The sequence below is a fragment of the Nostoc sp. LPT genome, assembly GCF_017115165.1.
GTDB lineage: Bacteria > Cyanobacteriota > Cyanobacteriia > Cyanobacteriales > Nostocaceae > Nostoc.
This window is the reverse complement of sequence record NZ_JABXKF010000005.1, coordinates 59,098-70,469: the sequence shown is the minus strand read 5'-3', so window position 1 is coordinate 70,469 and position 11,372 is coordinate 59,098. Positions and strand designations below refer to the sequence as shown.

General features: G+C 41.3%; 9 protein-coding genes and 1 pseudogene. 8 read left to right on the top strand and 2 right to left on the bottom strand.

Annotation, left to right across the window (positions count from 1 at the left end):
* Nucleotides 1-45 precede the first annotated feature (45 nt).
* The 6 genes from HWQ58_RS01100 (at nt 46) to HWQ58_RS38280 (ending at nt 4,857) form a co-directional block, all read left to right on the top strand.
* Nucleotides 46-756 (top strand): ABC transporter substrate-binding protein, encoded by a 711-nt coding sequence (locus tag HWQ58_RS01100; protein WP_292856735.1) that lies wholly within the window; start codon nt 46-48, stop codon nt 754-756.
* A 240-nt stretch (nt 757-996) separates the two neighbouring features.
* Nucleotides 997-1,158, top strand: coding sequence for a hypothetical protein (locus HWQ58_RS01095; RefSeq protein WP_292856733.1), 162 nt, complete (start codon nt 997-999; stop codon nt 1,156-1,158).
* Between the two features lie 89 nt (nt 1,159-1,247).
* Entirely contained in the window at nt 1,248-2,336 is a 1,089-nt protein-coding gene (locus HWQ58_RS01090) for a sulfonate ABC transporter substrate-binding protein (RefSeq protein WP_292856731.1), read from the top strand.
* Between the two features lie 215 nt (nt 2,337-2,551).
* Nucleotides 2,552-3,589: an aliphatic sulfonate ABC transporter substrate-binding protein gene (locus tag HWQ58_RS01085; protein WP_292856729.1), complete on the top strand. Its 1,038-nt coding sequence runs from the start codon at nt 2,552-2,554 to the stop codon at nt 3,587-3,589.
* 224 nt (nt 3,590-3,813) lie between these two features.
* Nucleotides 3,814-4,293, top strand: coding sequence for a PhnD/SsuA/transferrin family substrate-binding protein (locus HWQ58_RS38285; protein ID WP_366837137.1), 480 nt, complete (start codon nt 3,814-3,816; stop codon nt 4,291-4,293).
* Nucleotides 4,294-4,338: 45 nt separating this feature from the next.
* Nucleotides 4,339-4,857: a hypothetical protein gene (locus HWQ58_RS38280; protein ID WP_366837135.1), complete on the top strand. Its 519-nt coding sequence runs from the start codon at nt 4,339-4,341 to the stop codon at nt 4,855-4,857.
* Between the two features lie 255 nt (nt 4,858-5,112).
* Here HWQ58_RS38280 and HWQ58_RS01075 read toward each other — a convergent pair whose 3' ends face one another.
* Entirely contained in the window at nt 5,113-8,151 is a 3,039-nt protein-coding gene (locus HWQ58_RS01075) for a PAS domain S-box protein (RefSeq protein WP_292856727.1), read from the bottom strand.
* 1 nt (nt 8,152) lies between these two features.
* Nucleotides 8,153-8,347 carry a transcriptional regulator gene (locus HWQ58_RS01070; protein ID WP_292856725.1) on the bottom strand — a complete coding sequence of 65 codons (195 nt, stop codon included), beginning with the start codon at nt 8,345-8,347 and terminating at the stop codon, nt 8,153-8,155.
* A gap of 206 nt (nt 8,348-8,553) precedes the next feature.
* Here HWQ58_RS01070 and HWQ58_RS01065 point away from each other — a divergent pair, with 206 nt between their 5' ends.
* Nucleotides 8,554-8,838 carry a hypothetical protein gene (locus HWQ58_RS01065; RefSeq protein ID WP_292856723.1) on the top strand — a complete coding sequence of 95 codons (285 nt, stop codon included), beginning with the start codon at nt 8,554-8,556 and terminating at the stop codon, nt 8,836-8,838.
* 191 nt (nt 8,839-9,029) lie between these two features.
* Nucleotides 9,030-11,234 (top strand): annotated as a pseudogene (locus tag HWQ58_RS01060) (CHASE2 domain-containing serine/threonine-protein kinase).
* The last annotated feature ends 138 nt before the right edge of the window (nt 11,235-11,372 follow it).

Sequence of the window (11,372 nt, the reverse complement as noted above, 5' to 3'; positions counted from 1 at the left end):
TTGTCTAGCAATAAAACTCCACAATCAAAAATTATAAATACCAAGATGGTAAGTGAGTACCGCTTAAACATTAAACCTATAGAAACCAAATATAAAAGTGAGCCTAAACATATATCTTTATTAATCGCTGCTTGCACTCTCACCATACCAATGGTTATAGTTGGTTGTAGCCAAGAAACTAAAAAGACTCAAAACGAACTATCCCCAATTAGTACACAATCTCAAAGTAAAACAGTTTCTAATACTCTCCAAAAACAAGAGCTACGAGTTGTTTCTTCTAAGCTTGGTTCTCTTGCAGTGATGAAAAAGCAAGGGACTCTAGAAAAAAGTTTGGCAGCAAAGAATTTTACTGTAAAGTGGCTAGAGTTTGCTGCTGGCCCACAAGCTTTAGAAGCGTTAAATGCTGGTTCCCTTGACATCGCAGCTACAGCTGAGTCACTACCAATATTTGCCCAAGCTGCAGGTACACCTCTTGTGTATATTGCAACGACTCGATTTAATGGTGGAGCAGTTTCTTTTTTAGTACCAAAAAACTCTCCGATTAAAAGTGTTGCTGACTTTAAGGGCAAAAAAATTTCCTTTCAAAAAGCCTCTATTGCCCACTATGTTTTGCTAAAAGCGTTGCAAAAAGAGGGACTAAAGTTAAGTGATGTAAAATCTCTTTTTCTCCCACCTCCAGATGCAAATGTGGCTTTTAGTCAGGGAGGAATTGATGTTTGGGTAATTTGGGAACCTTACATTACCAGAAATGTCTAAAAAAATCTTGGTCGTGTATTAATAGATGGACAAGGGCTTCAGGATCTTGGTGGCTTTTATACTACCTCACATAAATTTGCCAAAGAGCATCCAGAGATTCTCAAAGTTTTTCTAGAGGAGTTTATCAAAGCTGAAGATTGGTCGCAGAAAAATATTGATAAGTTAGCAGAACTTGAGACTGGTGACGTTGGTATTGATGTACCTACTCTCAAAACAATTCATAGTAAAGCAGCATATGGTTTGCTACCAATCACCGATGAAGTTATTAAAAAACAACAACAAATAGCTGATTTGTGGTATGCACAAGGACTTTTACCAAAAAAGGTTAATGTCAAAGATGGAGTACTTACTCCAGAAGAATATGCAGCATTCACACCTGATTCAATTAAATCTAATAAGTAAATAATTGTAATCAACCTTAAAAAATTGAAAAACTTACGTTAATAATTAATGTTTTCAATCAGTAGTTAATCAAAAATTGAGGTGCAAAAATGTTTAATAATTTCGGAAAAGCTAAGACAACAGTAATCAGTCAATTCGCCTTATTTGTAATACCTGGTTTTCTAGCTTTATCTACTACTTTAATCAGTTGTACGTCAACTGTATCTAACACAAATACAGGAACTGAGCCAAAAGCAGAACCAGCAGGGGCTAAAACTATAACTTTTAAAACAAAGTTACTGCGAATAGGGTATCAAAGCTCTGGTGATTTAGTTAGAGTCAGAGGAGTTTTGGAAAAACGTTTGGAGCCTTTGGGCTTGAAAGTAGAGTGGTCACAATTTGCTCAAGGGCCACAGCTGATGGAAGCGATGAATGTGGGCAAAATTGATATTGGCTCAGTTGGAGAAACGCCTCCGATCTTTGCCCAAGCTGCGGGTGCAAAAATCATCTATTTGGCTGGTAGAAGACTTGGTCCTAATTCAGGTAAAGGTAGTGCGATCGCAGTTCCTAAAAGTTCTCCAATTAAAACTTTAGCTGATATCAAAGGTCAAAAAGTAGTCTTTCAAAAAGGTTCTGCTTCTCACTATTTTATCATCCAAGCCTTAAAAGAAGTAGGTTTAAAATATAGTGATATTCAAGTTTTGAGTATGCCCAATGTCGAAGCTCATGGTGCATTTATTCAGGGTACTATTCCAGTTTGGGTAACTGGTGATCCTCATTTAGCTTTGGTAGAAAAACTCCACGGTGCGCGTGTGCTGAGAGATGCAACCAATATTGGCACTCCAGGCGGATACTATGTAGGAACACGAGAATTTGCTAAGGAAAATACCGAATTAGTTCGCATCATTTTAGAAGAAATTGAGAAAAATGGTCAATGGGCAGAAGCGAATCGTAAAGAAGTAGCGAAACTCATAGCACCTGTACTCAAAATTGATTTACCTATTCAGGAAGTAATTTCTAGCCGTGCTACTTATCGCTTAAAAGGAATTACTCCAGAACTAATGCAAGCTCAACAAAATGTTGCTGATTTGTTCTATAACGAAAAAATCTTACCCAAAAAAATTGATGTTAAAGAAGCATTACTCACGCCTCAAGAATATGCAGCTATTACTCCACCAACACTGATAAGTGAAAATTAGAGAATAATCAGATATGAAGTTTGTTTTTTTTTAAACAAACTCAAATACAAATTTACTAAATGAAAAAGGAGATTTGTTAAATTAGCATAATCTCAAATTCTTCTCATGAATTGGTGTTTTAGGAGGTTTAAATAGCAACTTCCTATTATCTTACTTGCTGAAAGAAAGTAAGACTGACAACTAAAAGCTAAAACTTACAAGGAAAATCACAACTGATGAACAAGTCATTTCAACCACAACGCCGTACAGTTTTAAAGCGTATTGTCCAATATTCTGCATTGGGACTGTTTACTTTATCATCTTCCTTGGTGGGTAGCCTTGTGCAAAGTACCCAAGCGCAGACAGCCAAAGTAATTAACTTGGCTTATCAAGCTTCTGGTGATATTGTCAAGTCCAAAAAAGCTGTTGAGCCACGTTTCAAAGCATTGGGTATAACCGTGAATTGGGTTGGGCCATTTGCAGCAGGGCCGCAATTGATAAAAGCGCTGAATGAAGGTAAAGTGGATATCGGTACTCTCGGAGAGACACCTCCAATATTTGACCAAGCCGCACGCCCAGGCCTCATCCCTAATGTTGTCTATCTTACTGGACGCACGCCCACCGATGGTACAAACCAAGGTATTGTGGTGAAAGCTAATTCTCCCATTAAGAAAGTAGCGGATCTTAAAGGTAAGAAAATTACTTTTCAGGTAGGGTCGAATGCACAGTATTTACTAGCAAAAGCGTTGAAAGAGGTAGGGTTAAAAATTAGCGATATTCAAATCGTTGCTTTGACTCCACCTGAAGCCCGAAACGCCTTTCTTCAAGACAAGGCTGACACCTGGGTGGGTGGCGATCCCCTTTTAGCTGCTGTGGAAAGTACTACCCCGATTCGGAATCTGAGAAATGCAAAAGGAATTAACACTCTCAACGGGTTTTATATTGGCAGGCGTGCATTTGTCACCCAAAATCCGCAATTGGTGCGAGTGTTTTTAGAGGAAGCACAGAAGGTAGGAGAAGCGGCTGAAAAAGATCCAAGCGATTATGCCAAAATTTTAGCTGATGAACAGAAATTACCTCTAGCAGTTGCACAAAAGGTGGCAAGCCGTCGTACTTATAAATTGAGAAAAATTACACCTGCGATCATTGCCGAACAGCAGCGCGTTGCTGATTTTTATTTTGATGAAAAAGTCATCTCGTGTAAGATAAATATCAAAGAAGGGATTCTTTTTGATCTAGAATATAAAGCGATCATACCTGGTAATATCAATTAACGGTAAACAGGTAGAGGCAGGTTTATTTAGCTATTAACTTAGCTAGCTATTACACTGTAGCGAAAGTTTGCCTAACTTTAACAAGGGGCTTAACAAGTTGCTCAACTAACTTGTTAAGCCTATTGTCTGCTTAAGTAAAAACTAAGGAAGAAACAAGCGATCGCGAATATTTTTACAAATATGATTTGGGATTGACAATTAGTTTTAACTAAAATATTCCAGTGATGAAAATACCATTTATTCCACAACGCCGCACAGTTTTAAAACGCATTATCCGATTTTCTATATTGGGATTGTTTACTCTATCAACTTCCTTAATAGGCAGCTTAGTAAATAACGCTCAAGCACAAAAAAAAACTGGTTATACTGCTAAAGTCATCAACTTGGCATATCAAACTTCTGGCGATATTGTCAAAGTCAAAAAAGTTGTTGAGCCACGTTTTAAAGCATTAGGCGTAACCGTGAATTGGGTTGGGCCATTCCCAGCTGGCCCGCAATTAATAGAAGCGATGAATGCAGGTAAGGTGGATATCGGCAATGTGGGAGAGACACCGCCAATATTTTCCCAAGCCGCAGGTATCACAGAAGTTATTTATATTGCTGGACGCACACCCAGTAAGGGTGAAAACCAAGGGATTGTAGTCAGAGCTAATTCTTCTATTAAGAAAGTAGCGGATCTTAAAGGTAAGAAAATTGCTTTTTAAAGGGGGTCGAATGCACACTATTTATTAGCAAAAGCCTTGCAAGAGGTGGGGTTAAAAATTAAAGATGTTAAAATTGTTGGTTTGACTCCATCTGAAGCCCGTGACGTTTTTATTCAAGACAAAGTTGAAGTTTGGGTAGCTAGTGACCCCTTTTTGGCTCTTGTGGAAAAAATTATCCCAATTCGTAATCTGAGAAATGCAGCAAGAATTAACACTCTAGGCGGCTTTTATCTTGGTAGGCGTGCATTTGTCAGCCAAAATCCCGAATTGGTGCGAGTATTTTTAGAAGAAGCAGACAAGGTAGGAGAATGGGCTGAAAAAAACCCAACTGGAGTTGCCAAAGCTTTTGCTCCCGAACTGAAATTAGAGGTATCAGTTTTAGAAAAGGTGGCACGCCGACGTACTTTTAGGTTGAGAAAACTTACACCTGCTATCATTGCCGAACAACAGCGCGTTGCTGACTTTTATTTCCAAGAAAAAATCATTCCCCGTAAAATAGATATTAGAGATGCAATCCTTCCTACTCAACTAAATGTAGCTATTACGCCTGCTCGTCTCAAATAACGATCAGCACTTATAGCCGTAGTCACCAATGTTAGGACAGTGTTGATCGCTCAAAGCCTTGACAAAACTGGGTTTTTACTCAGCACTCAGCACGGGCTAAACGCCCCGCTTCCGCTAACAGCACTCAGCACTTTGCTATAGAGGCAGGGGACAAGGTAGCCGGAAAAGGTACAAACCTCCCTCCTTGTGGGCGAAGGCACTGCCAGTGGGCGTGGTATCTCAAGAACTAATGACTAATGACTCTCGCGTTGCGGTTTATTCAGCGATTAAGTTGGCGATCGCATCTATTAACTCGCTTGGCTCTACTGGTTTGGCAATATGCTTGTTAAATCCGGCTTTTAGTACCTGTTGAGCGTTCATTTCTCCAGCATAGGCGGTAAGTGCGATCGCTCGAATTTGCCCCCCCTGCTCTGGTGGCAGTGTTCTCAACTGTCGCATAAACATGCATCCATCTACTTCTGGCATCCCAATATCGCTTAAAAGTATATCTGGCAGGGATTGGGCTAAAGTCGCTAGGGCTTCATTGGCTGATGTTACTGCTGTCACATTTGCCCCATACTGTTCTAGTAAGAAGACAATAAATTCTCGCGTATCTGTATCATCATCCACTACTAAAATTTTCACACCATTCAAATTTGAAGATGGCTCTGAGTCGCTACTGTCTTGTTTAATCTTTAATTGATTTTGGATTAACGGTAATCTGACAGTAAAAGTTGCTCCTTGATCTTCGCCCTCACTTTCTACCTGGACTGTGCCGCCATGCAGTTCGACTAAGTGATGGACAATCGCTAATCCTAACCCCAGTCCACCAAATTTTCTGGTGGTGCTGCTGTTCTCTTGGCGAAAATATTCAAACACGTAAGGCAGAAAATTGGGGTCGATGCCTTTCCCTGTGTCGCTGACTTGAATGATTGCTGAGTTGGAATTTGACTTAGGACATGATGATAGTCGAATATCAACCCGTCCGCCCTCTGGTGTAAACTTAACTGCATTTGAGAGCAGGTTCCAAACGATTTGCTGCAATCGGCTGGAGTCTCCCAAAACTTGTCCCAAACTTGGTTCCAGGCTGATGTGCATCTTAATTGACTTAGCTTCTGCCGATAGCCGCACTGTCTCCATTGCTGCGGAAATCACAGATGTCAGATCGACTGGGTAGATATTCAAGCTGATTTTACCCTGTAAAATCCTGGAGATATCCAGTAAGTCTTCAATCAGTTGAGCCTGTAACTTCGCATTTCGCTCAATAGTCTTCAGCGCTTGAGGAATTGTCTTTTCATCAAGTTTTTTAGTTTGGAGTAGCTTTGACCAACCTAAAATTGGGTTGAGTGGCGATCGCAATTCATGAGAAAGTACTGCCAGAAACTCGTCTTTAATCCGGTTGGCGTTTTCTGCTGCTTTCCGTGCGGTTTGCTCTGCCTCGTATAGGCGGGCACGTTCCATCGCTTGAGCGCATTGCTGTGCTAGTGCCAGCATAAAGGCTCGATCGTCTTGATTAAACTTCTGAATCTCGGTAAAAGCTAGAGACATTCCCCCGATAGCTCGTCCCTCGATGATCAATGGAATCGAAATCCAAGCGCCGTAGTTGTACTGGGCGTATTCCTGAGGCAGATTTGAGTAACGAGCCATCCTTGTTTCGATTGGCTTTTGCCAAATAGGTTGCTTAGTTCTTACTGCTTCTGCCAGTGGCGCGGGTGCATTAATCGAGAATCGACGCGATGAATCGATTATTTCTTGTTGATCGCCAACAGTTCGGACAATTTCTAATTCAGTGCCGCTTTGAGTCAGTAGTGCGACAAAAACAAAGCTAGCTCCCAAAGCCGCTATACCTTGCTCTACAATTACTTCAGCGACTTGTGTCGGAGTTAGAGATTCAGAAAGGGCTGCGGTAATGGTTTGCAGGCGGGTAGTGCGAGATGCTGCGTGTAAAGCCGCCTGTTGAGATTGCTGTGCTTCTTTGTAGAGTCGGGCATTATCAACAGCGATCGCCGCCCGCCCAGCCAACTCCTCAGCTAACATCAGGCTTTTGATGTCGTAGCGACGACCTGAAGAAGATACCAAAGTCATAACTCCCAACACCCGTCCCCGAAGGATTAGCGGTACACTCATACCAGATGTCGGATTTAGTTCTTGCAATATTTTTAAGTGACTGGCGTTGTAGGTTAACCCTTGGATCTGTTGATCAGAAATAAAATGAGTAATTTGTGATTTGCCTGTATGTATTACCTCAGCAATACCTGCTGTTTGGGCCAAATCAGGCGGATAATTTTGTAACTGTTCTACCAATTCTTGTTTCCCCGGATTGGCATGGGCTGCTGCAACCCGACGGAGTAATTGATTGTCACTAATGATATCAACTAAGCACCAATCAGCGATTTCCGGCACTGCCAAACGCGCTAAACCTGCTAAGGTTGTCTCGTAGTCTAATGATGCAGCCAAAATCCCACTAGCCTCAGCCAGAAAACGCTGCTCTTGTTCCACCTGTTTGCGCTTAGTAATATCTCGCGAAGATGCTTGCATCTCTAAAATTTCTTCAGTTTGGCGATCGCGAATCGCTCGAATAGTTGCTTCCAACCAGATATAATGCCCCTGGTGGTGACGCGCACGGTGGGTAATAGTATAAATATCTGGTAAATCGCCATTGACTGGGTAATTTCTCGCAATCTCTACCAAATCGTCAGGGTGGACTAACTCATGGCTGGGATGACCGACTAATTCCTCTGGTTGATATCCCAGCACTGTGTAGCAAGCTGGTGAAATGTAGAGAAGAATTCCATCGACTGTATGCCGGGAAATAATATCAGTTGAATTCTCAGCCAGTAGCCGAAAACGCGCCTCACTCTCGCGCAATTTGGCCTCAGCCTGTTTGCGTTCGGTAATATCGACGCACATTCCCACCCATTCGCGGATTTCACCTGTTTCGTCGAGTATGGGCACACCGCGTATATTCATATAACGGTATTCGCCGTCATGCCGCAGAACTCGATACTCAGCAACTGCAACCCTGCGTGTAGGAAATGCCTGTTTCCAAATTTCCGCTATCGAGGCACGATCTTCTGGGTGCAGTGCCTTAACCCAACCCCATCCTTTATATTGTTCGGGATTTTGCCCTGTGAACGCCTGCCAAGTTGGAATATCATCAACAACGTTGCCCCAAGGTGCTGCCCTCCAGACAATTGATGCGCTTGCCTCTGCCAGTGAACGGTAACGTGCTTCACTATCGCGCAGTGCAGCTTGCTGTTCGCTCAAATATTGCTGCAATTCAATAACCTCTTGAGCTTTCAGGTTCTCACTCATTTTAAAAGTATTTGGCTAAAAGCGACTCATCAGGTTTTCTCATCTGCTGTAGTAGTTCTTTAATTTGTTTCATCGCCAGTAGCGAAGATTGTATCCGTCTATTTTTCCATTGATTTCTATTGTGGAGGGGAACCTCTAATATCGTTGCCAGTTTTACCTGTGTAAATTTAAGGCGCTGCCGAGTCTCACGAACCAACTGTCAATCCTTGGCTGTTCGATTGCTGGCATAAGCTCAATTTAAATATATTTTTATTTTTCTAATGCAATATAGCAGATGCTATAGTTCTAACTGCACCCATCTAAGGTTATAGAGGTTGTAAGTTGGTGATTATATACTACATCAACTATCGTTCAAGCTATTTAAGCTAGTAATAGAATTGTTTCAATTCAAGGGATAAGAATATGAAGGTTTGGCTTTCCTGCTTTTTAGTGCTGTTTGCCTTAGCGGAACTATTTGACTGGTTGCAAGAATTTAATCTGCCATTACCTATCTATATTTTGGGTGGCGCTTTTTTAGCTGTTGCTTCTAACTATGATAAGATCGTTGGCTCCTATTTTGCTGATTCAAGCATGGAAGCATCACTTGAACAACCCCAGTTAGATTCACTAACTCCATCTACTAATCCGATTTCTTTCCCAATTACCAGTCCTGTTGAAGATGTTAAAACATCTCAAACAGATAATTAGCGCTTGTCTGATTCTATAGTTGACACAGGGCGTAAGCTTACTTTCAAAGTAAGAATACGTCAAAGTCTCTAACTAGCAAGTAAATTACTACATTAATAGGAGCTTCAGGTTAACTAGCTTTTAACCTAGATTCCGAAAATTGACTTCTGCGCCTGCAACATCTACCCAATTCAGGCTACCGCCTCAACGCCGTGATTAGTAGACTATTAGAAAAACTCCGTGTACCTTTTGTCAAAGTTCAGGATTCCCGTGAAACTTCTAAGAGCACATGGCTGCAAATTATTTTTGTTACCAGTATAGGAGTCACCGCCTTTATCTGGGGAGTTCGAGAACTCAAATGGTTACAACCTTGGGAGTTAAGAGTTTATGACCAGATGTTGCGATCGCGTCCCCCACAAGCACCCGATCGGCGGATTTTGCTAGTAAAAATTACTGATGAGGATATCAAACGAGAGAAATGGCCCATATCAGATCGGACAATCAATCAGCTATTAAAGAAAATCGAGTCTTATCAACCGCGAATTGTTGGTTTATATCTTTTCCGACCAGAAGACAATAATTTGGCGGCCAATCTCCAAAATCAAGATAACATTGTCACTACCTGTTTGTTCAGCAGCTTGGGTAGAAATGAAATTCCCCCACCGCCGAATGCTCCTATAGATAATGTTGGGTTTAGCGATGTAGTTCCTGACAATGAAAACGACCAAATTCTCCGCCGTACTTTATTATTTGCTAACTCTACAGACAAGTAATGTACAACATCATTTGCATTTGGTGCATTAATTGCAATTAATTATCTGGACAAACAAGGCATTAAATACGATTTCACTGAGAAAGGAGATTTTCTGTTAGGTAAAACCCTGTTTGTGCGTTTACAACCTAATTCTGCTAGCTACCAACATTTGGATGCACATGGCTATCAAATATTATTAAATTACCGTCACCCCAACAGCCTCGCCGACCAAGTAACCCTTACAGATGTTCTTAGTAGTCGAGTCAACCCCAGTTTATTTAAAGACCGTCTGGTAATTATTGGCACTACAGCGGCTAACATTCCTCCAGGTGGCTTTTATACGCCCTACAGCGCTTTACCAGATCAACCAGCCAGAATGCCTGCTCTGTTTATTCATGCACAGATAGCAAGTCAACTCATCAGTACAGTGTTGGATGGGCGACCCTTGATTTGGTATTGGCCTGATTGGGCAGAACTTATTTGGATGTGGGGCTGGTCGCTATTAGGTAGTGTTTTAGCATGGCGGTGGCAAAATCCGTTGCTGTTGCTAGTGATGGAAGCGATAACTCTACTTGGCTTAGTAGTAATCTGCATTGCTTTGTTTTTGCAAGCTGGATGGGTACCATTAATTCCCTCTGCTCTTGCTTTAGTTATTAGTAGTATCTGTGTAATTGCTTATACTAGCTACCAAAATCAACGACAAACTCAGGTGATTGTTCTGCAAGTTGAAAAACAACAAGAAGCGATCGCCCAATTAAATGTACTCTTAGAAGATAAAACAGCACTTCCCGATTCCTCTGTTGACTTTCTTCCCCCAATTGATTCACCAGAAACAAAATCAGGTGATTTGCTTTTGAGTGGACGCTACAAAATTTCTAAAACTCTTGGTGCAGGTGGATTTGGTCGGACTTATTTAGCACAGGATACTCAACGACCGGGTAATCCTACTTGTGTAGTTAAAAAGTTAATGCCAGCCCGTCAAGATACACGATTTTTGCAAGTCGCTCGCAGGTTGTTTCATAGTGAAGCTGAAATTTTAGAAACTTTGGGTAAACATCATCAGATTCCCGAACTACTTGCTTATTTTGAAGATAACCAAGAATTTTATTTAATTCAACAATATATTGAGGGACATACTTTAAGCGAAGAATTACCACCTGTACAAAATGTGCAAAACGAATTATTTGTGATGGAAATGCTCAAACAAGTTTTAGAAGTTCTAGAATTTGTTCATCAACATCGAGTGATTCATCGCGATCTCAAACCGACTAATATTATCAGATGCGTTCAAAATAATCGGCTGGTATTGATTGACTTTGGTGCTGTCAAATTGATGCAACCGCCGAGTAGCGAGCAAACAGAATTAGCGACAGTAGCCATCGGGACACGGGGTTATGCACCTCCAGAACAATTTGCTGGTCATCCCCGTTTATGTAGTGACATTTATGCTTTAGGAATGATTGCGATTCAAGCCATAACTGGGATACTACCGCAAGAACTCCACCCAGATCCAGAAACAGGGAATGTGATCTGGCGACAAACAGCGCCAGTCAGCGAAGAATTAGCGGCAATTTTAGATAAAATGGTTTGCTATCATTTTAGCGATCGCTATCAATCAGCCACCGCAGTTTTACAAGATTTGAAACGTTTTTCAACTAAGTGAACTGGTGACTGGGCATTAGGGACTAGGGATTAGGGACTGGAACATACAGCAATCCGATTTGATTCGGTGAATTACTCGTAGAGACTGGGGACTCTTAAGAAGGAATAAAGGTGTACTGAGTTTTTTTCACGCAATCAA

Excerpts from the sequence above, each read along its gene's own strand:
- HWQ58_RS01100 (WP_292856735.1), top strand. The coding sequence starts at position 46 with ATGGTAAGTGAGTACCGCTTAAACATTAAACCTATAGAAACCAAATAT.
- HWQ58_RS01090 (WP_292856731.1), top strand. The coding sequence starts at position 1,248 with ATGTTTAATAATTTCGGAAAAGCTAAGACAACAGTAATCAGTCAATTC.
- HWQ58_RS01085 (WP_292856729.1), top strand. The coding sequence starts at position 2,552 with ATGAACAAGTCATTTCAACCACAACGCCGTACAGTTTTAAAGCGTATT.
- HWQ58_RS38285 (WP_366837137.1), top strand. The coding sequence starts at position 3,814 with ATGAAAATACCATTTATTCCACAACGCCGCACAGTTTTAAAACGCATT.
- HWQ58_RS01075 (WP_292856727.1), bottom strand. The coding sequence starts at position 8,151 with ATGAGTGAGAACCTGAAAGCTCAAGAGGTTATTGAATTGCAGCAATAT.
- HWQ58_RS01065 (WP_292856723.1), top strand. The coding sequence starts at position 8,554 with ATGAAGGTTTGGCTTTCCTGCTTTTTAGTGCTGTTTGCCTTAGCGGAA.